This window comes from Citrobacter sp. C13, from assembly GCF_014596815.2.
Lineage (GTDB): Bacteria > Pseudomonadota > Gammaproteobacteria > Enterobacterales > Enterobacteriaceae > Citrobacter > Citrobacter portucalensis.
Window position 1 is genome coordinate 244,557 of record NZ_CP115024.1, and the last position, 25,850, is coordinate 270,406.

General features: G+C 52.2%; 29 protein-coding genes and 1 pseudogene. 9 read left to right on the forward strand and 21 right to left on the reverse strand.

Annotated features, from left to right (window positions below; all coding sequences use genetic code 11):
- Position 1 precedes the first annotated feature (1 nt).
- From IB222_RS01145 to IB222_RS01215, 15 genes and pseudogenes are all read right to left on the reverse strand, one after another.
- Positions 2-586: a DUF3261 domain-containing protein gene (locus IB222_RS01145; RefSeq protein ID WP_149280760.1), complete on the reverse strand. Its 585-nt coding sequence runs from the start codon at positions 584-586 to the stop codon at positions 2-4.
- Positions 579-2,900 (reverse strand): MMPL family transporter, encoded by a 2,322-nt coding sequence (locus IB222_RS01150; protein WP_149384396.1) that lies wholly within the window; start codon positions 2,898-2,900, stop codon positions 579-581. The genes IB222_RS01145 and IB222_RS01150 overlap by 8 nt, the downstream gene beginning before the upstream one ends.
- On the reverse strand, positions 2,869-3,474 hold the full coding sequence (locus IB222_RS01155) for an outer membrane lipoprotein carrier protein LolA (protein WP_003827526.1): 606 nt from the start codon (positions 3,472-3,474) through the stop codon (positions 2,869-2,871). The genes IB222_RS01150 and IB222_RS01155 overlap by 32 nt, the downstream gene beginning before the upstream one ends.
- Positions 3,471-3,893: a thioesterase family protein gene (locus tag IB222_RS01160; RefSeq protein ID WP_003827529.1), complete on the reverse strand. Its 423-nt coding sequence runs from the start codon at positions 3,891-3,893 to the stop codon at positions 3,471-3,473. The genes IB222_RS01155 and IB222_RS01160 overlap by 4 nt, the downstream gene beginning before the upstream one ends.
- A 3-nt stretch (positions 3,894-3,896) precedes the next feature.
- Positions 3,897-5,588, reverse strand: a complete 1,692-nt coding sequence (locus IB222_RS01165) for a glycosyltransferase (protein ID WP_149384397.1) — start codon at positions 5,586-5,588, stop codon at positions 3,897-3,899.
- Entirely contained in the window at positions 5,579-5,932 is a 354-nt protein-coding gene (locus tag IB222_RS01170) for a hydroxymyristoyl-ACP dehydratase (protein ID WP_003827533.1), read from the reverse strand. Before IB222_RS01170 ends, IB222_RS01165 begins: the two co-directional genes overlap by 10 nt.
- Positions 5,919-7,280 (reverse strand): annotated as a pseudogene (locus IB222_RS01175) (AMP-binding protein). The gene IB222_RS01170 and the pseudogene IB222_RS01175 overlap by 14 nt, the downstream one beginning before the upstream one ends.
- On the reverse strand, positions 7,277-7,858 hold the full coding sequence (locus IB222_RS01180) for a hypothetical protein (RefSeq protein WP_003827535.1): 582 nt from the start codon (positions 7,856-7,858) through the stop codon (positions 7,277-7,279). Before IB222_RS01180 ends, IB222_RS01175 begins: the two are co-directional and overlap by 4 nt.
- Before the next feature lie 6 nt (positions 7,859-7,864).
- Complete coding sequence (locus tag IB222_RS01185) at positions 7,865-8,116, reverse strand: acyl carrier protein (protein WP_003827536.1); 252 nt, start codon at positions 8,114-8,116, stop codon at positions 7,865-7,867.
- 12 nt (positions 8,117-8,128) lie between these two features.
- Positions 8,129-8,386, reverse strand: a complete 258-nt coding sequence (locus IB222_RS01190) for a phosphopantetheine-binding protein (protein ID WP_003827537.1) — start codon at positions 8,384-8,386, stop codon at positions 8,129-8,131.
- Positions 8,367-9,182, reverse strand: coding sequence for a lysophospholipid acyltransferase family protein (locus IB222_RS01195; protein WP_003827538.1), 816 nt, complete (start codon positions 9,180-9,182; stop codon positions 8,367-8,369). The genes IB222_RS01190 and IB222_RS01195 overlap by 20 nt, the downstream gene beginning before the upstream one ends.
- Positions 9,179-9,901, reverse strand: a complete 723-nt coding sequence (locus tag IB222_RS01200) for a beta-ketoacyl synthase chain length factor (RefSeq protein WP_003827539.1) — start codon at positions 9,899-9,901, stop codon at positions 9,179-9,181. Before IB222_RS01200 ends, IB222_RS01195 begins: the two co-directional genes overlap by 4 nt.
- 40 nt (positions 9,902-9,941) lie before the next feature.
- Positions 9,942-11,003 (reverse strand): class I SAM-dependent methyltransferase, encoded by a 1,062-nt coding sequence (locus IB222_RS01205; RefSeq protein WP_003827540.1) that lies wholly within the window; start codon positions 11,001-11,003, stop codon positions 9,942-9,944.
- A gap of 68 nt (positions 11,004-11,071) precedes the next feature.
- On the reverse strand, positions 11,072-11,449 hold the full coding sequence (locus IB222_RS01210) for a hypothetical protein (protein WP_149384430.1): 378 nt from the start codon (positions 11,447-11,449) through the stop codon (positions 11,072-11,074).
- Positions 11,450-11,919: 470 nt separating this feature from the next.
- Complete coding sequence (locus IB222_RS01215; protein WP_003827543.1) at positions 11,920-12,966, reverse strand: AI-2E family transporter; 1,047 nt, start codon at positions 12,964-12,966, stop codon at positions 11,920-11,922.
- Positions 12,967-13,099: 133 nt separating this feature from the next.
- Between IB222_RS01215 and IB222_RS01220 the strand changes: the two genes are divergently transcribed.
- The gene (locus IB222_RS01220) at positions 13,100-14,317 is read left to right on the forward strand and encodes an MFS transporter (RefSeq protein WP_149384398.1); all 1,218 of its coding nucleotides are present in this window, start codon (positions 13,100-13,102) and stop codon (positions 14,315-14,317) included.
- 3 nt (positions 14,318-14,320) lie between these two features.
- Here IB222_RS01220 and IB222_RS01225 read toward each other — a convergent pair whose 3' ends face one another.
- Positions 14,321-14,878: a DcrB family lipoprotein gene (locus tag IB222_RS01225; RefSeq protein ID WP_003827547.1), complete on the reverse strand. Its 558-nt coding sequence runs from the start codon at positions 14,876-14,878 to the stop codon at positions 14,321-14,323.
- A gap of 72 nt (positions 14,879-14,950) precedes the next feature.
- On the reverse strand, positions 14,951-15,616 hold the full coding sequence (locus IB222_RS01230) for a 7-cyano-7-deazaguanine/7-aminomethyl-7-deazaguanine transporter (protein ID WP_149384399.1): 666 nt from the start codon (positions 15,614-15,616) through the stop codon (positions 14,951-14,953).
- 168 nt (positions 15,617-15,784) lie between these two features.
- Here IB222_RS01230 and tusA point away from each other — a divergent pair, with 168 nt between their 5' ends.
- The gene (tusA, locus tag IB222_RS01235) at positions 15,785-16,030 is read left to right on the forward strand and encodes a sulfurtransferase TusA (protein WP_003827551.1); all 246 of its coding nucleotides are present in this window, start codon (positions 15,785-15,787) and stop codon (positions 16,028-16,030) included.
- Between the two features lie 98 nt (positions 16,031-16,128).
- Here tusA and zntA read toward each other — a convergent pair whose 3' ends face one another.
- Both zntA and IB222_RS01245 read right to left on the reverse strand, forming a co-directional pair.
- Positions 16,129-18,327, reverse strand: coding sequence for a Zn(II)/Cd(II)/Pb(II) translocating P-type ATPase ZntA (gene zntA, locus IB222_RS01240; protein WP_148361362.1), 2,199 nt, complete (start codon positions 18,325-18,327; stop codon positions 16,129-16,131).
- A gap of 74 nt (positions 18,328-18,401) precedes the next feature.
- A complete protein-coding gene (locus tag IB222_RS01245) occupies positions 18,402-19,028 on the reverse strand; it encodes a lysoplasmalogenase (RefSeq protein ID WP_148361363.1) in 627 nt (208 codons plus the stop codon).
- A gap of 141 nt (positions 19,029-19,169) precedes the next feature.
- Between IB222_RS01245 and IB222_RS01250 the strand changes: the two genes are divergently transcribed.
- The 6 genes from IB222_RS01250 (at position 19,170) to IB222_RS01275 (ending at position 23,242) form a co-directional block, all read left to right on the forward strand.
- On the forward strand, positions 19,170-19,526 hold the full coding sequence (locus tag IB222_RS01250; RefSeq protein ID WP_148361364.1) for a DUF2500 domain-containing protein: 357 nt from the start codon (positions 19,170-19,172) through the stop codon (positions 19,524-19,526).
- A 233-nt stretch (positions 19,527-19,759) separates the two neighbouring features.
- Positions 19,760-20,239, forward strand: coding sequence for an Hcp family type VI secretion system effector (locus IB222_RS01255; protein WP_149384400.1), 480 nt, complete (start codon positions 19,760-19,762; stop codon positions 20,237-20,239).
- Between the two features lie 6 nt (positions 20,240-20,245).
- Positions 20,246-21,127: a hypothetical protein gene (locus IB222_RS01260; RefSeq protein ID WP_249415460.1), complete on the forward strand. Its 882-nt coding sequence runs from the start codon at positions 20,246-20,248 to the stop codon at positions 21,125-21,127.
- Positions 21,111-21,638, forward strand: coding sequence for a DUF1240 domain-containing protein (locus IB222_RS01265; protein ID WP_223240771.1), 528 nt, complete (start codon positions 21,111-21,113; stop codon positions 21,636-21,638). The genes IB222_RS01260 and IB222_RS01265 overlap by 17 nt, the downstream gene beginning before the upstream one ends.
- 211 nt (positions 21,639-21,849) lie before the next feature.
- Positions 21,850-22,731, forward strand: coding sequence for a hypothetical protein (locus IB222_RS01270; protein WP_232794693.1), 882 nt, complete (start codon positions 21,850-21,852; stop codon positions 22,729-22,731).
- The gene (locus tag IB222_RS01275) at positions 22,715-23,242 is read left to right on the forward strand and encodes a DUF1240 domain-containing protein (protein WP_223240772.1); all 528 of its coding nucleotides are present in this window, start codon (positions 22,715-22,717) and stop codon (positions 23,240-23,242) included. Before IB222_RS01270 ends, IB222_RS01275 begins: the two co-directional genes overlap by 17 nt.
- 52 nt (positions 23,243-23,294) lie before the next feature.
- On the opposite strand, the gene IB222_RS01280 is transcribed toward IB222_RS01275, so the two are convergent.
- The gene (locus tag IB222_RS01280) at positions 23,295-23,570 is read right to left on the reverse strand and encodes a DUF1145 family protein (protein WP_149384401.1); all 276 of its coding nucleotides are present in this window, start codon (positions 23,568-23,570) and stop codon (positions 23,295-23,297) included.
- Positions 23,560-24,156 (reverse strand): 16S rRNA (guanine(966)-N(2))-methyltransferase, encoded by a 597-nt coding sequence (rsmD, locus tag IB222_RS01285; RefSeq protein ID WP_003827565.1) that lies wholly within the window; start codon positions 24,154-24,156, stop codon positions 23,560-23,562. The genes IB222_RS01280 and rsmD overlap by 11 nt, the downstream gene beginning before the upstream one ends.
- Before the next feature lie 151 nt (positions 24,157-24,307).
- On the opposite strand from rsmD, the gene ftsY reads away from it, so the two are divergent.
- Entirely contained in the window at positions 24,308-25,849 is a 1,542-nt protein-coding gene (gene ftsY / locus IB222_RS01290; RefSeq protein ID WP_149384402.1) for a signal recognition particle-docking protein FtsY, read from the forward strand.
- Position 25,850: the final 1 nt, after the last annotated feature.

A 25,850-nucleotide genomic window follows, 5' to 3' on the forward strand; every position in this document is an offset into this window, starting at 1 on the left:
CTCAGTCACCCAAGTATTGAATGGTGATGTGGTATTTAAAAACGTGCTGTTCAATGCTGATCGGTTCGCGTTTTCCTTTTCGATTCAGATACGTGATTTCCGTGACCACTTTGCCGCGGGCATTGCGCAGCTTACGCGTGTCACCCGTATCGACGAGCGTCCAGCCTGTGGGTAATTGCGGTTGCCAGGCGCTAATCGGCCAGTGACTGAGCATCACGTCAGCCAGCACCTGGCTGGCTGGCGGCAATTGTGGAACGATGATCGATTGCTCGGTGTGCAGTCCTTTTTCATCGTAAGTCACGAGGAACAGGCGAATGCCGACTGATGACAGCCCGGCAAGTGTGATTTTCTTGTCATCAGCATTGAGCATGACCAACAGTGACTGAGTTTTGCCGTTGAAACTTCCGGTTAGTAGCTGTTGTGAATTCACCGCGGGAGAAATCCCCGGGGCAGGTAGCGTTACACGAGTCCCCGGCTCTAACCAGGCTTGCGGGCGGCCTTTCTGTTCCGGCTGCGAGTGGCTGCAACCGGCCAGCAGCAACGTGGCGACGAGCGCAGCGGTACGCCAGAATGTCTGTTTAATCATCTTCTTTTTTTCTCTTTTTTCCTGGCATAGCCAGCGGTGACAGCAGGAAGGCGGTGAAAATACCGCTCACTAGCACAATGCCAAAACTGCTGATTGCCTGAGTGGCGCTAAAGACCAGCATGCCGAGCGTCAGGAGCGTGGTCATCATCGCCAGCGTGATAGCCAGCAGCGATGTCAGTGGCGTACCGCGTGGATTACTAAAAAACAGCGTGTAGTTAATGCCAATTCCCAGTACCAGCACCAGTGCCAGCAGCGAGAACAGGTTGAGCGCATGACCGCTCAGGGCCAGTACCGCCAGACCGCAACCTAAAGACAGCACTGAGGGGACCAGGCTAATTAAGCCCTTACGCCAGCCAAGCCGAATGACGGCGCCACAGGCAATCACCGCCAGCGCAATGCACAGCAGACCGGTCAGAATATGGCGATAAAGGGCAAACAGGTTGTCAAAGCTGCTCTTACGATCCACCCACGCCACGCCGGAATATTTCGCGCTGAGCGTATTTAAAGCATCACTTTGTTTCACCCCTTCAACGGGAACCAGTACGCTGCTTTCGCCATCAGCCAGAGACAACCATAGCAAGCGCCAGCCTTCACTGGCCGGGCTGGCAAGCCAGGCATCGACGGTTACGGGCATGGCGCTAAGATCGGGGTTCACCGTTGCCAGATCGGCGTTGTTTAAGGCTTTCGTGATGGCGGGCGCGGCATCTTTTAGCAGAGACAGATCCTGCTGTTGCCGGGCGAGTGAATTCAGCGGAATGGTGCGATATCCGCTGAGTAACCCGTCTTTTTTTGCCTGTTCCAGCGCGGGGATAAAGGTTTCCAGCCGCTCCAGCGTTTGCTGAGCGGATTTGCCGTACACCACAAACCACTTCTGGTCGACGCTTTGCCCGGTCAGGGCGGTAATCGCTTTTTCCTGAGCAAGAATTTCCTGCGGCAGCGCCTGTAACTGGGAGATATCATCGTCTACGCGTAGCGTCGCCATACCTGCCAACGAGAACAACGCCAGCGCCACCGGCAGGCCAACGGATAATTTCTTATTCCGCCGCCATGCAGCAAGCCAGCGTAGCATGAGTACCATTGCCGGCACTGGGCGTACCGGCAACCGACGACACAACCACGGGTGCCAGAAAATGACTGTCAGGCAGGAGGCGCTCAGACCTACCGCCGCGAATACCGCCATCTGGCGAATACCGGGGAAGGGGGCCAGCATCATAATCAGATAAGCCGCTACGGTGGTGAGTAGAGCCAGGAGCAGGGCATTGCGCACTTTGGCAAGGCTTTGCCATGGCGATGTTTCCGCACCGTGCACCATCCGTTCGGTCAAATAGTAGAGCGTATAGTCGGCGGAAATACCGATGATGCTCATGCTCATCACCAGCGTCATCAGATGGAGCTCGCCAAAAATCAGCAGCGTGACGACGGTCCCCGCCAGCGCACCAATGCCAATCGAAATCAGGCACAGCAGCAGCGGACGCAGCGAACGAAATACAGCCACGATGAGCAGGATCACCCCGAGCACAGTGGCTATGCCGAGGGTAGAGATATCTTGTTTCGCCTGCTGGCTGGCGTAATCGCTATAGAACAGCGTCCCGCGAGACAGCAGTTGAGCCTGTGGATAGTGGGCTTTGAGCTCACCTTCCAGCGTATTCAGCGTGGTGACCAATTGATGCGTCTGTTGCATATCAAACGATGAGCCGGTCAACTCGCCATGTAACAGATACCAATAGTTGCCTTGCTCATCCTGGGTGACAAGCCAGCCGTCCATCAGGCGCAGACGCTGCCCGGTTTTGGCCATGGCCAGCTGCGAGCCTCGCATCAGCATGAAAGGATCGTTTTGTAGCTCTTTGCCACTGACGCCGGAGAATGCGGAGTAAAGTTGGGACAGGATCCACTGGCCCTGTGCTTCGCCGCCGTTTTGCAGCCGGGCGCGGGTCTCGTTATCTATCAGTCCGTTACGATGTTGCCAGAAGAATGCCCCCCAGGCCTGCTGGCTGTCGGCATCCATTGGACCTTTTACCTGGGCTAGCGCGTGCGATTTTTGCAGTAAAGCCAGCCAGTCCCGGGCTATCGCTGGGTCCGGTTGCTTACCGGGACTCACCAGCCAGACCACCTGACGGTCAAGGCGCTGCATAAATCCCTCGTTCAGATCCGGAGGTATAGCGCCCAGCGTCTGCTTTGGCAACATGGCCAGCACGCTGCTGTTAAGGCGGGCCTGAGGTAGCAACGTCAGAAAGATGCCCAGCAGAAGCAGGCAGACGACTCCCCATAACAGCGCGGGGCGTTTACTGGGCGGCAAAGCGTTGGCGTTCGTCATCGGTCAGTTGCGCTGGCGTTAGTTGGTGTTGGGAAAGCGCGATATCGGTGCGATCCCCCTGCTTATCGTTGAGATGAATGCTCTCCAGGTAAGTCTTTCCGGCTAAATCAATCGTCGCAAAAATCTTATCCAGCGGTGTGGTGATTGGCGTCAGGCGTAGCGTCCAGCGACCTTCTCCTAAGTCTGCAAACTCCACGCGGAAGTTTTGTTCCAGCACTTTACGATCCGCCTGGAATAACGCCCGTAGCAGATGATTAAACTGGAACATTTGCGGGTTATTCTCAGCGGTAATGGTCTGCGGTGGTTGACCGTTAATTGCCTGAACCATCCGTTTGTCGTCCAGCAGCAGCTGCATCGGGAACGGGGACGTTTGATCCCACAGCAACCCCTGGTCGCGGGCGATCAACATCTTGCCCTGAGATCGCAGCGGCTGCGGCAGATCCTTTATCGTCCGGGTTTGATCGAAGTGGGCGCGAACCACCGGTTGTTCGGTAAAACGCTGTTGTAGGGAGTCGAGCGTCAGGGCACTGACGAAAGGGCTGACGAGCAGCACGAGCAATGGCCATAATTTCATGGTGTCACTCCCATCCGTTCAAACAGAATATCCGGGCTGACAAAGCACAGTTCACGGCTTTTTTCGTCGACGGCGACCTGGATGGTGTAGCCTGTTGTGGCGCGTTTACCTGTTTCGGCATCAAAAATTTCGTAGCCGATACGCAGGCGATTTTCGTACTCTTTAATTTGGGCGCGTACACGGATACGCTGCTCGAAAGTCAGCGCATTGCGATACTTCACCCGAGTGTCGACCACGGGCCACAGATAGCCAGATTCTTTCATCTGCCGATAGCCATAATCGAATTGGTTCAGCAGTGCCTCACGGGCAATCTCGAAGTAACGGAAGTAGTTACCATGCCACGCTACGCCCATCATATCGACGTCGTGAAACGGAATAGTTAGCTCGACTTCAGCCGTAAAGCGGGGATCGTTAAGCACCCTTTACTCCTTGTCATTGGTATCCGGCAGTTGCCAGAAATCGAAAAAGTTAAACCAGTCGAGGGGCGACTGAAGCGCATAGTGCTCAAGGCGTTCGGCGTAGCGATCGACAGTATTCTGTAATGCCTGTTGTCGTGTGGCGCGCGGTAAGAGCAGTGGGTCGGCAAACGGTTCGCAGTAGATGTGGAGTTTCTCCTGCTGGCGCAGGGCAAAAATCAGATCTACAGGGCAGCGTAAAATAGACGCGAGAATAAACGGGCCCTGAGGGAATGGCGCGTTTTGCCCCATAAAGCGGCTCCAGCACACGCGCCACTCGCCGCCGCGTTGGGGATTGACTGCGATGCGATCGCCTACGATGGCTACCCATTCACCGCGCTCCAGTTTCTCTTTGAGCAGAATGACAGTATCTGGACCAATACTGTTCACCGGGAGCAGATTTAATCCAGCCTGCGGGGCCATCTCTTGCATGATTTGTTTAAAGCGTTGGGCGTTATCGCTAAATACCAGCGCATTGATTGTTTTACTGCCCTGTAGCTGGGCCAGTGCCCGACAGGCCTCGACATCGCCAAGATGTGAAGCCAGTAGCAGTTTTCCCCGAGGATCGCTGATATTCAGCGTCGTTTCTGCTCCTGGTGCAAAAATCACATCGCGACCGAAGTGCAGCTCACCGCGCCAGCTGGCAATCTTATCCAGCATCGCGCCGCCAAAACGCAGGAAATGCCGATAACTGGTCAGGTTTGGCGGTACTGGCATCCGGCGTGTGATCAGTTGCGCCCTTACGCGGCTAATCCAGCGTTGAGAGGCTTTTCGGGCAGTTGAAGCGCTGAGCCAGTATACGCCGACGACAGGATACAGCAGCAGGGAGAAGGCTTTGCGACCCAGTACACGCCAGACCAGTAGCATCAGGCGCATTCCCCACAACCCTTTGACTTCCTGTTGCTGCGCCCAGTGTGTCGATGAACGACGACAAAGCAGGGAGGGGATGCGTGGCAACATGCCAAAGAACAGGCGAGTGTGCATCAATGAAATGTGCAAATTGTCTTTAAGCGCGTCGAAATGGGATAGCCCGTCCTGCGGATAGGTGACTCGCGTGGGGATAAAATAGCTGGTGTTGCCTTGCCAGTAGAGGCGCACCATCACTTCAGTATCAAAATCCATCCGTTTGCCGAGCGTTACGCGCTGTGCAAGTTGCAGTGTAGGGGCCACCGGATATACCCGGAAGCCGCACATACTGTCTTTGAGTTGCAACGAGAGCGTTTCTATCCACACCCAGATATGGGTTACCCAACGACCGTACAGGCGCGAGCGAGGAACCGAATCATCGTAAATCGGTTGTCCGGAAATCAGTGCTGTCGGATGTTCTTTTGCCAATGCAAGCAGCCTGGGAATATCTTCAATGGCATGTTGCCCGTCGGCATCAACCTGCACGGCATGACTGAACCCGGCATCTGCCGCCGTCTGCATTCCGCGAATAACCGCTGCGCCTTTGCCTGCGTTAATGGGCAGGCGAATTAGCGTCAGATTGCTGTATTCTGCCGCCAGGCGTGCCAGTTCATCTCGTGTAGTCTCGTCGCTGCCATCGTCCACCACAATGCAGGGGAGATTGAACGGCCGAAGACGATCCAACACGTCTGACATCATCGCGCCGTGGTTGTAGCAGGGGATCAACACGCACGGGGAAAAGGTCAGCGGCATAACCGAATCTTCCCGCTGCTGGCGGTATGGCGCACGTCACCGTCGTGGCGCTGGTAGCTAAAAGAGAGCATCTGACGCGCTTCCTGCCAGCTCAGACTCAGGGTGACGGTGGCCTCTGGCAATAGCGGTGACTGGAACTTCACGTTTTGAATACTGTGAAAACGCCAGCCTGGGACCAGCAGCGTGGTGGCGTAATCCATCGCCCAGTTCAGCTGTGCAACGCCCGGCAGCAGTGGCTGCACGCTAAAATGCCCGCTGAACCAAAACAGAGACGGGTCGAGTTGTAAAACAATCTCAGCCTGATGAGGCAGTGCCTGATGGCGCTCGATTTCATGGGGTTTCATGAAATAACTCCTGTAATTGCGCATAGACACGCTTGTTCATACTGTTGACCGGAATCTCATCAATCACCCGCCAGTAGCGGGGAACCGCGACAGGCTCCAGCCAGGGCAGCAGCGAACGTCGCCAGGTCAGTTCTTGCGGTTTACCACCGCACTCAAGCCAGCGTTGCCGGGCTTCGTCATTCAGTACCAGCAGGACGCCAACGCCCTGACGTCCTCCACGTGAGACCGGCAATGCCGCGACTTCACAGATACCATCCAGTGCCAGTAAACGTTGCTCCACTTCGCTGAGTGAAATGCGTTTCTCTTCAATTTTGACCACCCGCCCGCGTCTGCCCATCAGGCGGAACTGTCCGTTTTCGATAAACTGCAGAACATCATCGAGTAACAGGCCATCATCAGCGTTAATTAGCGGTGAAAACACACGAAATGCGTCGTCTTCTGGCTGGAATCTGACGCCGGGAAAAGGCAGCCATGCCACATCATCCTGATGGCGATAGCGCCACGCAAGGATCCCGGTTTCAGTGCTGCCGTAGATCTCATCGGGCCAGACATTAAGCCAGTCAGCAGCCTGCGTGACGTCCTGCCAGGGCAGCATACCGCCCGCAGACAGAATCAGTTCTACCGGCGGCGGTGTCAGGTTGTGGTCGAGGCGTTTCAGAAACGCCGGGCTGCTGATAAACGCATACCGATGCTCAGCGCTCAGCACCGCCAGTTGTTCGGCATACCAAAGCATCGCCGCGTGCAGCGGCAGGCCTAAGGCCATCGGCAAAAAAATACGGAATGTCAGGCCATACAGATGTTGCGGTACCACTGACGCGACCACCCGGCAACCTGCCAGACGATCGGCAAAGCGTGTAGCGAGCAATGCCGCTTCGCTATCCAGACGAGCGATCGGTTTGATCACGCGTTTCGGCTGGCCGGTCGAACCGGAAGTGAATAGCTCCACAAAGGCGTCACTGCGTATTGCCGGGAACGTGATGTCGTGAGCCACGGATGTCATGGCGGAGCTGACCACCCGCAGCGTTCCCTGCCAGTCCATCGCTTTATCGCTCAGTACGCCGTCAAACAGCAAGTGCTGCTCGTTTAACAACGAAACGCGACAATGTCCTGGGATCACCGGTGTTTTGCCGGCATGGAGTGTTGCCAGCAGTGCGACGATGAATAAATAGCTGTTCTCGAAGCACAATGCCCAGCGTTCACCTTCCTGCTGTCGCAGATATGCTATCAAATGGGCCACATCATGGCGCAGATGGCCAAGCGTCTAGGTATGCTCTTCCTGCCACGCAACAGGAACGTCGTCCGGACGTGGGGCACAGAGCCATTGAGCGAGTGTGAGGGGCTGCTTCATTGGGTATCTCGTTTTATCACCAGTTGGCGAATTAACCACTCGCCTACCATCAATGTTCCCATTAGCAGATAGGAAACCATGCCGTTCCAGGTGGTCCACAGGGTCATATCGCCATTCAGTGCGGTAAAGAGCGCAACGCTGCCATTGATGATGAAAAAGGCGCACCAGATTTGTGTCACACGGCGCGTGTAGCGCACGCCCGCATCGGGCAGATTTGGGTCGCGCAGTCGTGCCAGACGTTCAACAATGGGCATTGCTGACCATAACGATCCACCAAAAACCGACAGCATAACGGCGTTTACCACTACCGGATAAAACAGCAGCAGCTGGTGCGTTTTGAGCAGATAACTGGCAATGCACAAGGTTATACCCGCGACCGCCACTACCTGTGTCACGACGCGCAGCGGCCCCGCCTGTCGCCGGGTCTGGCGAAAGCGTAAAAAAAGGAGTAGCGCCATCAACGGTAGCAACCAGTGCAGACTGTTATGCGCCAGGCCAAACCAGATCAAAAACGGCCAGGCCAGCAACAGTAGACCTGTCAGCAGTTGTACGACTGGCAACGAGCGTGTGCCCGACACGGAGAATTACGCTTCTTTGAGAAGGCGTTCTACCGCATCGACGACATCTTGTACGGTGCGTACTGCTTTGAACTCTTCCGGCTTGATTTTCTTACCGGTTTTCTTTTGCAGATGCACGATCATGTCGACGGCATCGATGCTATCGAGTTCCAAATCTTCGTACAGGCGCGCCTCAGGCTTGATATCTTGCGGATCAACTTCAAACAGCTTGACCAGCAGCGAGGAAACTTCAGCGTAAATGGCTTTTTGTTCGGTCATAACGGACTATCCTCAGGCACGTTGCGCGTGAATGAAAGATGCCAGCGTGGCGACGGAGAAGAAGTGCTGACGCATTTCTTCGCTCTCTGCTGAGAGGATCACGCCATACTCGTTTTTCACCGCCAGACCCAGCTCCAGGGCATCGATTGAGTCCAGACCTAAGCCATCGCCAAAGAGTGCCGCTTCGGTTTCAATATCATCAGCTGTCAGTTCGTCGAGATTCAATGTCGTTATAATGAGATTTTTGATTTCAAGATAAAGCGCTTGCATCATTAATTCCTGAAAGAGGTAAAGTACCTGGTTGTAATTGAAGCAAAAGATGCCGGTTCAACTGCCTTGCGGCCAGCGCCGGTTCTTGTGAGTTTGCGTCGTAAAATTGGTCGATCTTAACCCGTTCGTGTACTGAAATGGTAAACATCGGTTTTACAGATGGGACGTTGTACCATTGGCTTTCTTTATCCAGCATTTGTTCGCTGCAGTTAATAGTCACTATGCGTAAATCACTGCTGCAGCGCACGGCGATATTTGCTGCACCACGCTGTAACGTCATTGCTTCTCCGGGGCGTGTACGGGTTCCCTCGGGGAAAATTAAAATGGTATCGCCTTGCTCCAGACGTTGCTGGCAAGCGGGCAATAGCGCATCAGCCTGGCTGTTAATCAGATAATCTGCGGCCCGGACTACGCCGCCGAGAAAAGGATTTTTTAGTAGTGCACTTTTCACCAGACAGTCGGTTTCTGGCATGACCGAGGCCAGTAGGACATAGTCGATGAGCGTCGGGTGGTTGGCGACGACAAGACACCCTTGTTCGTTGCGTAAAATGTCTCGTCCTTCAATTTGGTAATCCAGCACGCCTAGCCGCTTCGCCACGGTTAAGAAGAGACGAAAACTGGCAGCGATACTGCGTCTGGCGATACGCCGACGTCGGGCTTTATCCCATACCGCGATCAGCAGGACGTTAAACCAAATCGTAGACAGGAGGAGCCCGCCGAGGCCAAACAGGGCAAAGCAAAAACCGGTCATCACCAGTCGCCATACCCGGTTAAGCCGCAGGATCATCGTGCTCATCCCTGACTCCACTGCCACTGTACGCGTTCGCCAGGCAGGGTAAACGCCCTGGCATCTTGTAAGTAATGTTGTAAAAACAACAGGCTTTGCGGCAATGTTGTCTCGCTCTGTGCGCTGTGTGGACGGGTTTCACATTGCCAGCTATCACCGGATTCAATAACCAGCGCGACGGCAAACGGCCATGTTGGCATGTCTGGTGGTAACTGTGGGTGATAAAACTCGGGCAGAAAACCGTCGAAATCGACCATCAATACGCGCTGATATCCCGCCTGCAACAGCCCGATGACTTCGCATAACCCCTGCTGGAATGTATCCCTGCCAGCAGAAAGCGAGGAGGAGACAATCGGTTTTTTCGCGGCGATGGTCAGGTTACCCACAGCAGAGTTATGGACAGAGAGGGCGAAATCGGTCGGTGAGAGCGCCTGCTCAGTCGCGAGAGCGTGCAGGATCCTGTAGTTACGCTCCAGTTCACCATGGCGGCTGGTATACAAAACGGCATTGATATCATGACGACGTAACATCGCCAGACCGCAATCGACGGCCAGTTTGCTGCCGGAACTGAGGCGGCGAGCTGTCATCATCGGTAACTCATTGAGCTTAGCCAACGGCGCGGTGGGATCGATGGCGTGCGAAAGCCGTGACCATTCATGCCACTGTTCTGTTTCGCTTAACCCAGGCGCCCTGGCCTGCCAGTCGATAATATTGAAAGCAAATTTCATCAACGCGTATCCGCGGTAAATCGGTTGTTCCGATTGTTTCTTATTTTTTCTTCTGACATATCAATAAAGTATGCCCAACACCTAAGTTATCGTGGCGTTCATCTACCTGAAAACCTGCCTGATTCAGATAGTGATAAAACTTCTCTACGCTGTAGAAACGGCTGTTGCCATTCGCCATACAGGTAAAATAAAGCGAAGACGCATTCAGGCTAAATGAGGCCGCCTCAAATTTTTGGGCATCCCAAAACAGCTCCATAATGCACAGCTTCGCGCCTGGCTTCATCACCCGAGCAACGTTGCTTAGCATAGCGATAATTTGTTCCGGGGAAAAACAGTCCAGGAATTGACTCATCCACCAGATATCAGCGCCGTCAGGTAAAGGCGAGTCGCTAAGCATATCCACAGCATGGAAATTTATGCGATGAGATAATCCTGCATTTTCTATATTTTCGCGGGCAAGTGCAATTTGTTGCGGCAAATCTAAGAGGGTGACTGTAATATTGTCATCATGTTGACAACAACGTAATGCCCATTTTCCGGTATTTCCGCCGACATCGTACAGGGTTGCAGGGGCGCTGGCGAATACATATGGCAATGCGGCATCAAATGCGCCATCTGAATAGTAATGATCAAAAGCAAACCAACTTTCACGCGCAGCCAGCGGTAATTGTGATAGCGCAGGATAGATTGTTGGCCAGTCGCCAAAAATTTTTAGTCCCGCGGGTTTTCCATCTTTCAACGCATTTTCAAGATAGAACAATCCTTGGTAGCAAACATCCTGAGTGAAGTCCATATTCACGCGCGTCATCGTGTCATGTAAAAGAAAATGACCGACTTTAGCGAGGTAATAATATCCTTCTTTGTGGGTAATGATTCGCCCACTTAACCCCATATCCAACAGGATGCTGGCGGCATATTCGTTGATGGTGCTGTTTTCGGTAATTTCGTCGAGCGTGGCGCCGCGTTTACCTTGCTTGTCTAGCCAGGTGAGTACTCCCGCATTTCGCAGACACAACGCGGTTTGAAAAAGCATAGGGGCAAAGGCGATACGTTGTGCTTCAGTAATGGCATCCAGTGCGCTAAGCGAATCCTGTTCGTACATGTGGGGACAACCTGTTAAATGGCAGATAATAAGAGTATCGGGCCTTTTCGGCCCGACTTTAGGCATAATTACAGATTGGCACCGGCTGACAGATTAAGCTGGATGTCTTTATCCAGATTGCGTACCCAGCGGTTATAGTTTTTGTGAATTTTTCCACCAGAGGCCTGCAGGTTGAGGCTGCTGTCGTATTTGATGTCATAGCTGGTGGCGGCATAAGTGATACGGACTTCAGCCACATGATCGCGGGTTTGTTGGCGAGCTTTAATAACACCTGGTCCGGCTTCAGACATGACCCATTGGCGTTGAATACCGGCTTTCAGGATCGCGGTTTTAACCTGGTCCTGAGTATGTCCCGCGCTCACACTGGTATGAACTTGATCAATCGGCGCAGTACGTGCGCAACCCGCCAGAGCACCGACAACGGCAATGGCCGCAAACCACTTAATATACTGTTTCATTAAAGCTCCCTATCAAAGTACCGTTTATACGTGTTAAATAATAAACTCCGAAATCATGGGCACCTTGTATTGCCTATGATTATATTTAAGCTAAATTAGCATTTTATTTCATATGATTGGTAGCAAGGTAATGAGATGACCGGATAGTAATACCCCAGGACTTTCTTCAACGGAAATTTTTCAGCATCATCATTGGCGAGAAGTATAGATTTTTAGAGAAAATGTATCAAATAAAATAACCTTTAAAGATAAGTAGATAGTTTACGTTAAATGCTTTGGGGGGATTCATTTTTTTTATGCGTTTTGGCAAAGAAACCATCATCTTGGCTTATGTATTTTCTTTATAAAGAATGAAATCCCTTTCACTCTTTATTTAAGATAAGCTTCTATATATAACTACGTTGGCGTCATTTTAACGGTCATATAAAAATATAAAAACTACCTCGGTTGGTAGTTTTTCAGGGAAGCCGACTTTTGGGCCTGCCTGGCCCCAGCAAAATGGCCAGTTTGCTGCCGCCTGTGGTCGTTTCCATCCAGATTTTACATACGCTGGTTAACGGCACGGAGAGCAACATGCCGACCGGACCGAGCAGCCATCCCCATACCAACAGAGAGAGGAAGACGATTAGCGTCGATAATCCCAGCCGATGCCCCATCATTCGGGGTTCGAGAATGTTGCCAATCACCATATGCACCACCAGAAACAGTGCGCCAACCAGCACGCATTCGTAAATGCCATTAAATAGCAGTGCCTGGATCATGGGCGGGACGGCGGAAATGACCGAGCCAATGTTGGGCACGTAGTTCAACAGGAATGCCAGTACACCCCACATCAGAGCAAACTGAATCCCCATCAGTGCCAGTCCCAGCCAGATTATGGCACCGGTCCATAAGCTGAGCAGCGTTTTCAGCGCCAGATAGTGTGACACGCCCTTCAGCGCCCGATGTAGCCCCGCAATGTGGATTTGCGGATTATTCAACGCAAAACGCATCTTATAGGGGACATGACGCACCTCAAACAGCATAAAAACTACCGTCATCACCAGCAGAAAGACGCTGGCCATGGCACCAGAAAGACTCGTCATCAGCGTGGTTGTGAAGGTCATCAGCTTGTCAGAGTCCATGCGTTGCAGCATGCGCTCCGGGGACATATGCAGATTCAGAAAAGGCACCATCTCTTGCAAATACAGAACCTTGCGCGTTAGCTCCTTATTATATTTTGGCAGCAGGTCCATGAATTCAGTGATTGATGACGCCAGCACGCCAACCAACGCCGTAAGAACGATCAGCATCACCACCACGACTAAGGTAATAGCGATTGGGCGACCGACTCCCCGGCGGATAAACCAGGTGACCAGTGGATTCAATACAATGGCAAAAAAGAGGGCCAGCAGCAGCTGCACAATGATATCCGCCGCAGCATGGATACCTGCGAGGATCACCACCAGAGCGGCCAGTTTGAGCAAAATGTGCAAACCCGTTTTATCGGGCTGGGTGGTTATCATGTCTTCTTCCTGTTTGCGTTTTTGCATTAAGTGTAGCGGCTGGCTTGCGACTGATATTCCTAAACTGGCTACTGATTTCTGCTCTGCAACATGGTAGAAATGAAACACTGTTGTGAAAACGTGGTGACCCTCCATGCCCGAACCCGTCGCTGAACCGACGCTTAGCGGTTTACGCCTGAACCTGCGTATTGTTTCTGTGGTGATGTTTAACTTCGCCAGCTACCTGACCATCGGCCTGCCGCTCGCGGTGTTGCCTGGCTTCGTCCATGATGTAATGGGATTTAGCGCTTTCTGGGCTGGGCTGGTCATCAGCCTGCAATATTTCGCTACGCTGCTGAGCCGTCCGCATGCCGGTCGCTATGCCGATCTGCTGGGGCCAAAGAAAATTGTGGTATTTGGGCTGTGCGGCTGCTTTTTAAGTGGCCTGGGCTATTTACTGGCGGGATCAACGAACGGCTGGCCGTTGGCCAGTTTGCTGCTGCTATGTCTGGGGCGCGTGATTCTCGGGATCGGGCAAAGCTTTGCCGGGACCGGCTCTACGCTGTGGGGCGTGGGGGTGGTTGGCTCAATGCACATCGGACGGGTGATTTCCTGGAATGGCATCGTGACCTATGGCGCGATGGCGATAGGCGCGCCGCTGGGTGTTCTGTTTTATGCCTGGGGTGGCTTACAGGGGCTGGCGCTGACCGTGATGGGCGTGGCGCTGTTGGCAATCCTGCTGGCGCTCCCTCGTCCGGCGGTGAAGGCCAGCAAAGGCAAACCGTTGCCATTTCGCGCGGTGCTTGGGCGCGTCTGGTTGTACGGCATGGCGCTGGCCCTGGCCTCCGCTGGATTTGGGGTAATCGCTACCTTCATTACCTTGTTCTATGATGCCAAAGGCTGGGATGGCGCCGCATTCGCGCTGACGCTTTTTAGCTGCACGTTTGTCGGTACTCGTTTGTTGTTCCCAAATGGTATCAACCGCTTAGGCGGGCTGAATGTGGCGATGATCTGCTTTAGCGTCGAGATTGTCGGGCTGTTACTGGTCGGGATGGCTTCGATGCCGTGGATGGCGAAAATCGGCGTTCTGCTGGCCGGGGCTGGGTTCTCACTGGTTTTCCCGGCGCTGGGCGTGGTGGCGGTAAAAGCCGTTCCTCAGCAAAATCAGGGCGCTGCGCTGGCGACCTACACGGTGTTTATGGATTTATCGCTGGGGGTTACCGGGCCGCTGGCCGGGCTGGTCATGACGTGGGCGGGTGTGCCGGTTATCTATCTGGCGGCGGCAGGGCTGGTAGCGGTGGCGTTATTGCTGACCTGGCGGTTAAAAAAACGGCCTCAGGTGGTGTCACCGGAGGCCGCGTCATCGTCTTAACCGTTACTGGATAACCAGCGTGTTAATGATGTTTTCTGCGGTAGTCTGCGCTTTTTGCTGATCGTCAGCAGGCAGCGTGATTTGCAGCGTCAGCAGTTGGTTGTCCACTTTACCCAACACCACGGAAGAGTATGCGGTCTGGCCTTTGGCCGAGATGATGCTGTCTAACTGCTGCAGCGTGTGGCCTTTCAACTCAATAGATTTATTGGTGACGACCTGCAGCTGAGGGTCACGGCTACGCTGCTGATCTTCCAGACGTTTTGCCAGCACAGCCAGATCTTCGTTGGTGTTGTCGCCAACAATCACAATCACCGCTTTCTGGCCGGTTGCGTCAGAATATACGTGCATATTGTTCGCCTGGGTGCCTAGCTTGCCGCTCTGATCGGTCATATCAGCTGGCAGGGAAAAACTGAGTTTGCCGTCCAGCAGGCTGACCGGTTGTCCGGTGGCGTTACTTTCTGCGGCAGCACCCTCGGCTGGCGCTTTTGTATCGCTATTATCACAGGCCGCAAGCCCCATAACCAGCAGGCCAATACCGACATATTTAACCAGATTGCGCATTGACTTCTTCCTTTCGATAAACGGCCATAACGGCTCATTCGTCCATCTTATCACAACTCGGAAAATGAACCTTTAACTCGTCTGCAATGCAGAGATTTCAGATTTATCTGCCAGCCTTTTCAGTAACATATTCAGCAGCACGCCATACATTGGCAGGAAGAAAATAATGCTGATCAGCACTTTGAAGCAGTAATCGACCAGTGCGATTTCCATCCAGTGCTCGGCCATAAAGGCATCCGGGCTGCGCCAGAAGGCGATAAAGAAGAAGGCCAACGTATCGCTGATATTGCCAAACAGCGTGGACGCCGTCGGTGCCAGCCACCAGCGACGGTTCTGACGCAGGTGGTTAAAGACATGCACATCCAGAATTTGTCCCAGCGCGTAAGCCATAAAGCTGGCAGCGGCGATACGGGCGACAAACAGATTAAAGTGCAGCAGTGCGCCGAATCCTTGCCACGATCCCATATAGAACAGTGATGAAACGACATAGGAGATCAGCAGCGCGGGGATCATAACCGCAAAGATGATACGTCGAGCCAGCGGCGCGCCAAAAATACGCACGGTCAGGTCGGTCGCGAGGAAAATAAACGGAAAGCTAAACGCGCCCCATGTGGTATGGAAACCAAAAATGGAGATTGGAAGCTGCACCAGATAGTTGCTGGAGGTGATCACCAGCAGATGAAATAGCGATAGCCAGAACAACGCTTTTACGCGCTGAGTTTGTGTAAACGGAGTCATATTGTGACCTTTTTGTTGGATGGGGTGAGGGAACCCAATAAAAAACCGTCGCATGATACTGCTTTAAGAGCACATTGCAATGGTTGTTTTTCACGCAATCGTTAACCTGATTGGCTTACGCCACAACAGAGCGTAAAATAACGCCGTTTTTGTATGAATGAGACGACGATGAGCGACCTGTTTACTTCCCCCGACCATACTCTTGATGCCCAGGGGCTGCGCTGCCCGGAACCGGTAATGATGGTGCGTAAAACCGTACGCGGCATGCAGGCCGGTGAAACGCTGCTGATTGTCGCCGACGATCCGGCAACAACCCGCGATATTCCTGGCTTCTGTACCTTTATGGAACATGAGTTGGTGGCCAAAGAGACCGACTCGCTGCCGTACCGCTATCTGGTGCGCAAAGGGCAGTAATCTTGTTATGCCGGATGGCGCTAACGCTTCTCCGGCCTATAAAGACTGAGTAACCTGTAGGCCTGATAAGCGAAGCGCCATCAGGCGAGAAACAGGCACTACCCTTTACGCAACAACCGCAGCGCGTTCGCGGTCACCAGCACCGTCGCCCCCGTATCCGCCAGCACTGCCAGCCACAGTCCGGTCATCCCGAGCAGCGTGGTGACGAGGAAAATCCCTTTCAGACCCAGCGCAATCGCAATGTTCTGGCGAATATTGGCGTGGGTGGCCCGCGCCAGCTGAATCATTTGCACCAGACCACGCAGACGGTTGTGGGTCAGGGCTGCATCGGCGGTTTCCAGCGCGACGTCGGTCCCGCTTCCCATCGCAATACCAATTGTGGCCGCTTTCATTGCCGGAGCGTCGTTGATGCCGTCGCCGACCATCGCCAGCGGCGACTGTTGGTTAAGATGGGTAACGGCCTGCACCTTATCTTCCGGCAAGAGTCCCGCTTTGAATTCGAGGCCCAGTTCACCGGCAATGGCGGCCGCCGCACGCGGGTTATCGCCGGTCAGGATCACGCCTTTCACGCCAATCTGATTAAGCTCGCTGATGGCGCTGCGAGCGTCATCGCGCAGCGTGTCCTGTAGGGCCAGCACGCCGAGAACGGCATCGTTACGTAGCACCAGCACCACCGTTTGGCCCGCGCTTTCCAGCTCGCTAATCTGTCCGGCAAAGGCGTCGGCAGGCTGTTTGCCTGCGGCGCAAATTAGCACGCGCTCGCCGTCGACCAGCGCTTCAATTCCAGAGCCAACCAGCGCCCGTTGCTCTTTTGCGACAGGAATAGTCAGTTCGCGCGTTTGCGCTTCCCGAACAATTGCTTGTGCCAGCGGGTGCGTCGCGCCTTGTTCTACCGCTGCCGCCAGTGCCAGCAGTTCAGCCTCACCAATACCGCTTGCCGGATGAATCGCCGTGACGCGTGGTTTACCGACGGTCAGGGTGCCGGTTTTATCAAACGCCACCTGCGTAACTCTACCTAACTGTTCCAGCGCGGCCCCGCCTTTGATTAACGCCCCACGACGCGCCGCGGCGGCCAGACCAGAGGTAATGGCTGCGGGCGTTGAAATCACCAATGCACAAGGGCAGCCAATCAGCAGCAGCGTCAGCCCTTTATAAATCCACTCCTGCCAGGATGCGGCAAACAGCAGTGGCGGTACGAGGGTGACCAGCAGCGCAACCGCCATAATGGCTGGAGTGTAAATCCGGCTGAAACGGTCAATAAAGCGCTCAATGGGAGCGCGGCGTTCTTCCGCTTCTTCAATCAGCTTCAGAATACGGTCAATGGCGCTGGCACCCGGTTCTGAGAGCACTTCCAGCGTTACCAGACGATCCACGCTGGTGGCACCCGCCGGGACTTTCTCGCCGGTGGCGCGTTCAACCGGGATCGATTCGCCGGTCAGGGCGCTCTCATCAAAGCTGGCAAAGCCGGAGACCAGTTTGCCATCGGCAGGTAAACGCCCACCCGCGGCAACTTCAATAACATCGCCAGGGCGGAGGGTATTGATAGCCACCTCTTCGCGCTCGCCGTTACGCAGGCGTGTGGCGGTTTCCGGTTTGAGCGCCATCAGTGCGCTGACACCTTTACGGGCGCGGCTGGCGGCCCAACCTTCCAGACGCTCGCCAATTAAAAACAGCAGCAGCACCATAGCGGCTTCCGCCGTCGCGCCGATAAACAGTGCGCCAATGGCGGCCACGCTCATCAACGTTTCAATGGCAAAGTAGCTGCCGGTTTTCATCAGACGCAGAGCCTGACGGGCAATGGGATACAGACCAACCAGCGTGGTGGCGATAAACGCTATCTGACCGAAGGGATGATTGAACTGCTCCAGGCCCCAGCTAATCGCCATCATGATAATCAGCGAAATTAGCGGCAGGTTTTCTTTAAAACGTGACTCGGGGGCGGCGTCCGCCGCGTACTCATCGCGCAGGGTATAGCCTGCTTTTTGCACCGCGTTTTCAACTTGCTGGCGGATATCGGAACCGGCATCGACCACCAGTTTTTCAGTGGCGAAAAGAACCTGGACCTGGTTGACGCCGCTGACCTGGCGGACCGCATTCTCTACTTTGCGGGCGCAAGCTGCACAGTCCATGCCCGCCACTTTCCAGGAATAGCGGGTACCTATTACGGTATCGGATACGGTTGGTGTTGTGGAGCAGCTTCCTTCGCAGCAGCAGTCATCCACCTTTTGTGGCGCAGGCGCTGGCTTGAAAGAAGAGAATTGTGGGACTTTTTTGCCACGGGTATCGGGTGTCGACATGGCATCCTCCGGTTGATAATCATTTCGTATTAACCGGAGGATACACTCTGGAGTCGACTCCAGAGTCAAGCGTTTTAAAGATACAACGAACGAACAATCAGGAAATGTCCGGCGAAGTAGCAGGCGGCGGCAATAGCGTTATCGGCGCGGAAGCGGCGACGGTAATGGCTACCCAGCCAGACAATGTTGCCGATGAACAGGAGGGATGCGCCCATAAATGCCGACAGCGCCGGGGCGGTCGGTCGAAAGAACCACAGCTCACCGGCCATCCAGACCATCATCAGCGTGATGCCGATAAAGGTGCAGATAGCGACACGCAGCTCTTCCAGACGCGTCCAGATCACGGCGATCAGCAACGCCCCCAGCACTACCAGCACCAACGGCAAAGGCCAGAAGAACGACAGCGTAATTTGGCTGGCGAAGTAAATGGTATAAAGCAGATGCGACAGGAAGAATGCCCCCACGGCGTACAGCAGGCGTTGGCGCGGTAACAGCGTCAGCGCATCGCCCAGCAGCGAGGCAAGCAGGCCAGCCAGCACCAGATAGCTGATAGCGTTAAACATTGGCGCCTGCCAGGCCAGCAGCGCCAGCAGGAGTAACGTCAGGGGCTTAAAGACCCAGCGTTGCCAGGCAGGTCCACGATAGGAAGCATCCACGAACAACCATGCGGAAAGACAGACAGCGATAAACGACCAAAGCATCTTAGTTCCTTGAATTCGTTATTTTTTCGTAAGCGGGGTGCTCACGGCTCTACTGTCCAGTGTAGAGGTCGACACAGCCAGATGACAACACCATAACAGGCGATGTATGCTTATTTCCGCATTTTCTGATGGGTTAATAATATGAGCAAACCACCACTTTTTTTCATTGTTATCATTGTCTTAATCGTTGTCGCTGCGTCGTTTCGCTTTGTTCAGCAGCGGCGAGAAAAAGCCGATAATGATGCGGCGCCGCTGGTGCAAAAGCAGGTGGTGGTAAGTAATAAACGGGAAAAACCGCTAAACGATCGGCGATCCCGCCAGCAGGAAGTGAGCCCGGCAGGAACCAGCATGCGCTATGAAGCCAGCTTTAAGCCACAAAACGGGGGGATGGAGCAGACGTTTCGTCTGGATGCCCAGCAGTACCACGCGTTAACGGTCGGGGATAAAGGCACGCTGAGTTACAAAGGTTCGCGATTTGTTGATTTTAAGCCTGGGTAATAACGCCGATCGGCACTGTGCTTATCTTTCCAGTGCCGATAATAAATTCAACTGAAATATATAATGCCATTCAAGTATAGTTATTATTTGTTTTTTCTGAACTAATGTCATTGTTATTGTGTGGCTAAAATATCGGTTGTATCACTATTCTGCTATCCGCTTTTCACTATCCTATTATTTAAATGTTATCGCAGGTATATAAATATGTAATCTAAAATGGCTAAGGAATTGAAATGGCGAATACAATATGGTTGACCTTAAATGGGCAGGCTCAGGGATTGATTTCTGCTGGATGCGCATCGGTAAACTCGATAGGAAATAAATCACAAACTGCCCATCGTGATCAGATAATGGTAATGACAGTTAATCATGGCATGAGCCGAGTACAAAATGTGAACCATCAATGTTTGACGTTTATAAAGCCAATAGATAAATCCTCGCCGTTATTAGGGAAAGCCATAACTGACAATGAAACATTGAACTGTGAATTTAGCTTCTATCGCACGAGTCCGGCGGGTTTAAATGAGTGTTATTACGCGATAAAACTTATTAATGCCAGAATATCCAGTATCCATTTACAGGTGCCTCATACTGTCGATGACAGTGCGGGTCAGCCAGAAGAAATCATTGAGCTTTCTTATGAGTCAATTACCTGGGAGCACATTATGGCGGGAACCAGTGCATACAGCCTTTGGGATGAGCGAATTTATTAAGGAGTAATGATGGAAAGGTATTATGACTGGATAGGGAATCACCGTGAAGATATTCTTAGAGGAAATAACTGGCAACGTAATCAGCGTGTTGAGAACGAAATCAGAACGCTGAGAAATAATCTGAATAGCAATACACAACACATTATGCTGCTAACGCTTGAAGAGGCACAGGACGTGATTGATGATGTACTGGACAGCAAACCCGTCAGTTTTTCGACCAATTATGCCGGTAATATCAAAGATGCGGCTGATGCGACTAAAAAGCTGTCGAAGCTTTTTTCTTATCAACAGGCCGGAAAGATAGTCTTCACCTTAAAAGGCCTTGGGATTAAAGCAACGCAATATGCTTATCAGGGAAAGCTGTATGTGAAGATTACGGGCTATCCTTCTCTGCGGCGTGTTCTTAACGGAACCCGTTACCGGATAAATCATCCTAAAGTACTTGAAGTGGGCATTGGCAGCGCCGGGTTTCGAAATGGCATAATGTCAGGGGCCAAATTCTGTATCTGGTTTTCCGCATGCTGGCGGTTGATTGAGCTGGCCTTTAAATCAGAGCATGACGTTGCCGCATTGCTGGGAAACGTGACGATGGATGTGGCGAAGGTGATTGTAAGTATTTTTGTCTCAAGATTATCAGGTAATGTTATTCGTTGGGGCGTCTCTTTTTTTGTAACGAGTGCGGCTGTTCCCATTTGGGGAGAAATTGTTGGTGCTGTTGCATTAGGTTTCTTCATCGCTTATGCCCTCAATGAAGTGGACGAAAAATACGAGCTATCAGACAAGCTGATAGCGTGCATTCGTCAGGGACTTATAGAACGACAAAGAATTGAAGAGTGGAACGCCCAACGCCTGGGGCGCAGAAGCTCTCTTTATGGCGGAATTTATTGATATGAATTTTAATATTAATCTGGAGAAAATTAAGAAAAGATGTTGTTTGTTTCTTTTTATGATTTTTGTTGGTGGGATTAGTTGGGGTTTTTATCATGCCAGTGTGCCAGACATTACCGATCTTATTGAATCCAGGAGCATTGTTTATTTTTTCTGGGGTTCATTTTCTCTGCTGCTTATGTTTCCTGTGGGGTTTTTCTTTGTTTTATGTATTGCCTACGTGACCTTTACGAAAAACATGCAGCCGCCCAAATTCTTCGACAGGGCATTTACCATTGGTATCCATGTTGCGGGGGTAGGATTTGTTATTGGTAATATCCTCTCTTTTATTGTCATTTTTTATCCTCTTGGTACTAACTATGTTTTATGTGAGCGTCCAGGCCCGACGTCTGGCACCTATTACACCCGGACCGAAGAGATTTGCGAGCAGGTGAAACACCTGCGGAAAACAAGAGCCAGTAAAGATATTCCAAAACTGAAAGATCAACTGGACGGTATATTACCACCGTGATGACGTTTTGCTGGCCCGGCTCGCTACTTCAGTGTACCAAAGTGTGAGCTTGGTTGAGCGGTACTGCGCACTTATGCACCTGATAAACGTAATTTATTTAAATGTATTTTATCCAATAATAACTGTGGATGATATTTTGTCGGACTGGCATTGGGATTGTTTCTGAACCTACGTATACAGTATGTGGGATGAGCGAATTTATTAAGGAATAATGATGGAAAGGTATTGTGACTGGATAGAGAATCACCGTGAAGATATTCTTAGAGGAAATAACCGGCAACGTAATCAGCGTATTGAGAACGAAATCAGAACGCTGAAAAATAATCTGAATAGCAATGCACAACACATTATGCTGCTAACTCTTGAAGAGGCGCAGGGCGTGATTGATGATTTGCTGGGCAGCAAATCCGTCAGTTTTTCGACCAATTATGCAGGTAATATCAAAGATGCGGCTGATGCGACTAAAAAGCTGTCAAAGCTTTTTTCTTATCAGCAGGCCGGAAAGATTGTCTTCACCTTAAAAGGCCTTGGGATTAAAGCAACGCAATATGCTTATCAGGGAAAGCTGTATGTGAAGATTACGGGCTACCCTTCTCTGCGGCGCATTCTTAACGGAACCCGTTACCGGATTAACCATCCTAAGGTACTTGAAGTGGGCATTGGCAGCGCCGGGTTTCGAAATAACATAATGTCAGGGGCCAGATTCTGCATCTGGTTTTCCGCCTGCTGGCGGTTCATTGAGGTGGTGTTTAAATCCGAGCATGACGTCGCCGCACTGCTGGGAAACGTGACGATGGATGTGGCGAAGGTGATTGTAAGTGTTTTTGTCTCGCAATCAGCGGGTAGTGCTCTTAGGTTCGTTGTACCTCTATTTATCTCTAGCGGGGCCGTTCCGGTTTGGGGAGAAATCGTTTGTGTCGTTGTATTAGGTTTTATTATTGCTAAGACACTGAATGAAGTGGACGAAAAATATGAGCTATCAGATAAAGTTATAGCGTGCATTCGTGAGGGGATGAAAGAGCGGCAAAGAATTGCAGAGTGGAACGCCCAACGGCTGGGGTACAGAAGTTCCCTATATGGCGGAATTTATTGATATGAACTTCAATATAAATCTGGAGAATATTAAGAAAAGATGCAAGTTGTTTCTTTGTATGTTCTTTTTTGGAGGCATGACCTGGGTGGGGTATATTGCCAGCGTACCTGATCTCACCGATCTCATTGAATCCAGAAGCATCGTCTATTTTTTCTGGGGTTCATTTTGCATATTATTCATGTTTCCGGTGACGGGGTGCTTTACTTTGGGCACTGCCTATCTGGCTTTTGCGAAAAGCATGCAGCCGCCAAAATTCTTCGACAGGACATTTACCATTGTTTTCCACGTCGCGGGGGTAGGATTTGTTATTGGTACTATCCTCTCTTTTATTGTTATTTTTTATCCTCTTGGTACTAACTATGTTTTATGTGAGCGTCCAGGCCCGACGTCTGGCACCTATTACACCCGGACCGAAGAGATTTGCGAGCAGGTGAAACACCTGCGGAAAACAAGAGCCAGTAAAGATATTCCAAAACTGAAAGATCAACTGGACGGCATATTACCACCGTGATGACGTTTTGCAGGCCCGGCTCGCAACGCGCCGCCGGGCGAAAAGATCGCAGTTACTTCTTCAACTGATCTTTAATCTTCTTCTGCCACACCAGTAGCTCAAAGACGCCGAACAGAAAAATACGGATTTTCTCTCCGTTGGTCATCTGCGGGCCATCTTTAGGCATGGTGCTTTTTAGCAGCGCCAGCTGAATGCCGTGCATCAGCACCATAAATATCAGTGCGACGTTAACGAAGATGTTAAGCGGGCGTGGAAAGGGTTGGAAAATATTCAGTAGTAAAAATGCCCAGACGCACAGCATCAGCAGGCGTCCCAGGTTAATCAGCATCGTGTTCTCCTCGTGCTTCACGTTGGTACAGGCGATAGGCGACCTGTCCGGCGACTTTCTCACGGTATAGCGACCAGTTCACCGGAACCGGCGGCAAACCGTTTTCTACTTCGCTTTCAACGTAAATATACGCTTCATTTGCCAGCCAGCCATGAGTTTCCAGAAGAGTTAATGTTTCTTCCAGTAATCCTTTGCGAAACGGCGGGTCAACAAATACCACGTTATGCGGCGTACCTGCCTGAGCCAAAAATGTCAGCGTATTGGTATTGACGACGCGGGCATGGGAGGCTTTCAGCGTGGCGAGATTCTTTTGTAGCTGCTGAGATACCGCGCGATCCATCTCCAGAAGCGTCGCATTTGCCGCATAGCGAGAGAGGGCTTCCAGCCCCAGCGCGCCGCTGCCGGCGAAGCAGTCCAGACAGTGAGCATCGACCATTACCGGAGCCAGCCAGTTAAACAACGTTTCGCGCACACGGTCGGTGGTCGGACGTAAGCCGGGGCTGTCCGGAACCGGGAGTTTACGGCCACGCCATTGCCCGCCAATAATGCGGATCTGGCCGCTACCAGAGTGATTCGGTTTTTTCATTTCTATTATTGCTCAATCCGCCTATAGCATGTCATTCCAGGCGGTGATGTGAGTTAAGTTAAGTGATAGACTATTTCATCATTTTTTTAGCTGCTATGTACATAGCGTTGACGCTGTGCCATGAAGCAACAGCGGGGGAGTGTAGTCGCAAATGGCGAAAGAGAAAAAACGTGGCTTTTTTTCCTGGCTGGGCTTTGGTCAAAAAGAGCAGGCACCGGAAAACGAGACAGAAGTAAAAAACGAAGAACAACAACCGGTTGCTGAAGAAACTACCGTCGTTGACGAACAGCCGCGCGCCGAGGAAACCCGTAGCGAGGCTGAAACACAAGCCTTTGCAGCTGAAGTCGTTGAAGTAACTGAACAGGTTGCGGAAATCGAAAAACTGCAGCCGGAAGAAGAACCTGTCGCCGAACAAGCGCAGCCGGAGATTGAGCCGGTTGCTGAACCCGTTGCTGAAACTGTAGTGGAAACGCCAGCAGCGGTGGTTATCGAACGCGAAGAATTGCCGCTGCCGGAAGAGGTGAAAACCGAGGAAGTTTCTGCCGAAGAGTGGCAGGCCGAAGCGGAAACCGTGGAAATCGTTGAGGCGGCTGAAGAAGAAGCCGAAAATGAACCGCAACTGACCGACGAAGAGCTGGAAGCGCAGGCGCTGGCCGCCGAGGCTGCTGAAGAAGCGGTTATGGTGGTGCCGGTAGAAGAACCTGCTGTAGAAGAATCGGTAGAAGAAGAACCGGTAGAAGAAGAGGCGGTCCAGGAGCAGGAAAAACCAACCAAAGAAGGTTTCTTTGCGCGCCTGAAACGCAGCCTGCTGAAAACAAAAGAAAACCTCGGTTCCGGATTTATCAGTCTGTTCCGTGGTAAAAAAATCGACGATGATCTGTTTGAAGAGCTGGAAGAGCAGCTGCTGATCGCCGATGTGGGCGTAGAAACGACCCGCAAGATCATTGCGAATCTAACGGAAGGCGCCAGTCGCAAGCAGCTCAAAGATGCGGAAGCGCTGTACGGTCTGCTGAAAGAAGAGATGGGCGAGATTCTGGCGAAGGTTGACGAACCGCTGAATGTTGATGGCAAAACACCATTTGTTATCTTAATGGTAGGCGTCAACGGTGTGGGCAAAACCACCACTATCGGTAAGCTGGCGCGTCAGTTTGAGCAGCAGGGTAAATCGGTAATGCTGGCGGCGGGCGATACTTTCCGTGCGGCGGCGGTAGAACAGCTGCAGGTCTGGGGTCAGCGTAACAATATCCCGGTGATTGCTCAGCATACCGGTGCGGATTCCGCGTCCGTTATCTTTGATGCCATCCAGGCGGCGAAGGCGCGTAACGTAGATGTGCTGATCGCTGATACCGCAGGGCGTTTGCAGAATAAATCGCACCTGATGGAAGAATTGAAAAAAATCGTTCGCGTCATGAAGAAGCTGGACGAAGATGCGCCGCATGAAGTTATGCTGACTATCGACGCCAGCACCGGGCAGAATGCGATAAGCCAGGCCAAACTGTTCCATGAAGCGGTGGGCTTAACCGGTATCACCCTGACCAAGCTGGACGGTACGGCGAAGGGCGGGGTTATCTTCTCGGTTGCCGATCAGTTTGGCATCCCTATCCGCTATATCGGTGTGGGTGAACGTATCGAGGATTTACGTCCGTTTAAAGCGGACGATTTTATAGAGGCACTTTTTGCCCGAGAGGATTAAC

Bases quoted from the DNA above. Each gene is read 5' to 3' on its own strand.
- zntA (WP_148361362.1), bottom strand. From the start codon at position 18,327: ATGTCGACACCCGATACCCGTGGCAAAAAAGTCCCACAATTCTCTTCT.
- IB222_RS01200 (WP_003827539.1), bottom strand. From the start codon at position 9,901: ATGAAATTTGCTTTCAATATTATCGACTGGCAGGCCAGGGCGCCTGGG.
- IB222_RS01225 (WP_003827547.1), bottom strand. From the start codon at position 14,878: ATGCGCAATCTGGTTAAATATGTCGGTATTGGCCTGCTGGTTATGGGG.
- IB222_RS01195 (WP_003827538.1), bottom strand. From the start codon at position 9,182: ATGAGCACGATGATCCTGCGGCTTAACCGGGTATGGCGACTGGTGATG.
- IB222_RS01190 (WP_003827537.1), bottom strand. From the start codon at position 8,386: ATGCAAGCGCTTTATCTTGAAATCAAAAATCTCATTATAACGACATTG.
- IB222_RS01170 (WP_003827533.1), bottom strand. From the start codon at position 5,932: ATGAAACCCCATGAAATCGAGCGCCATCAGGCACTGCCTCATCAGGCT.
- IB222_RS01205 (WP_003827540.1), bottom strand. From the start codon at position 11,003: ATGTACGAACAGGATTCGCTTAGCGCACTGGATGCCATTACTGAAGCA.
- IB222_RS01270 (WP_232794693.1), top strand. From the start codon at position 21,850: ATGATGGAAAGGTATTGTGACTGGATAGAGAATCACCGTGAAGATATT.
- IB222_RS01220 (WP_149384398.1), top strand. From the start codon at position 13,100: ATGCCCGAACCCGTCGCTGAACCGACGCTTAGCGGTTTACGCCTGAAC.
- IB222_RS01245 (WP_148361363.1), bottom strand. From the start codon at position 19,028: ATGCTTTGGTCGTTTATCGCTGTCTGTCTTTCCGCATGGTTGTTCGTG.
- IB222_RS01250 (WP_148361364.1), top strand. From the start codon at position 19,170: ATGAGCAAACCACCACTTTTTTTCATTGTTATCATTGTCTTAATCGTT.
- IB222_RS01230 (WP_149384399.1), bottom strand. From the start codon at position 15,616: ATGACTCCGTTTACACAAACTCAGCGCGTAAAAGCGTTGTTCTGGCTA.
- IB222_RS01275 (WP_223240772.1), top strand. From the start codon at position 22,715: ATGGCGGAATTTATTGATATGAACTTCAATATAAATCTGGAGAATATT.
- tusA (WP_003827551.1), top strand. From the start codon at position 15,785: ATGAGCGACCTGTTTACTTCCCCCGACCATACTCTTGATGCCCAGGGG.
- IB222_RS01155 (WP_003827526.1), bottom strand. From the start codon at position 3,474: ATGAAATTATGGCCATTGCTCGTGCTGCTCGTCAGCCCTTTCGTCAGT.
- IB222_RS01165 (WP_149384397.1), bottom strand. From the start codon at position 5,588: ATGCCGCTGACCTTTTCCCCGTGCGTGTTGATCCCCTGCTACAACCAC.
- IB222_RS01215 (WP_003827543.1), bottom strand. From the start codon at position 12,966: ATGATAACCACCCAGCCCGATAAAACGGGTTTGCACATTTTGCTCAAA.
- IB222_RS01150 (WP_149384396.1), bottom strand. From the start codon at position 2,900: ATGACGAACGCCAACGCTTTGCCGCCCAGTAAACGCCCCGCGCTGTTA.
- IB222_RS01260 (WP_249415460.1), top strand. From the start codon at position 20,246: ATGATGGAAAGGTATTATGACTGGATAGGGAATCACCGTGAAGATATT.
- IB222_RS01185 (WP_003827536.1), bottom strand. From the start codon at position 8,116: ATGACCGAACAAAAAGCCATTTACGCTGAAGTTTCCTCGCTGCTGGTC.
- IB222_RS01255 (WP_149384400.1), top strand. From the start codon at position 19,760: ATGGCGAATACAATATGGTTGACCTTAAATGGGCAGGCTCAGGGATTG.
- IB222_RS01280 (WP_149384401.1), bottom strand. From the start codon at position 23,570: ATGCTGATTAACCTGGGACGCCTGCTGATGCTGTGCGTCTGGGCATTT.
- rsmD (WP_003827565.1), bottom strand. From the start codon at position 24,156: ATGAAAAAACCGAATCACTCTGGTAGCGGCCAGATCCGCATTATTGGC.
- ftsY (WP_149384402.1), top strand. From the start codon at position 24,308: ATGGCGAAAGAGAAAAAACGTGGCTTTTTTTCCTGGCTGGGCTTTGGT.
- IB222_RS01145 (WP_149280760.1), bottom strand. From the start codon at position 586: ATGATTAAACAGACATTCTGGCGTACCGCTGCGCTCGTCGCCACGTTG.
- IB222_RS01265 (WP_223240771.1), top strand. From the start codon at position 21,111: ATGGCGGAATTTATTGATATGAATTTTAATATTAATCTGGAGAAAATT.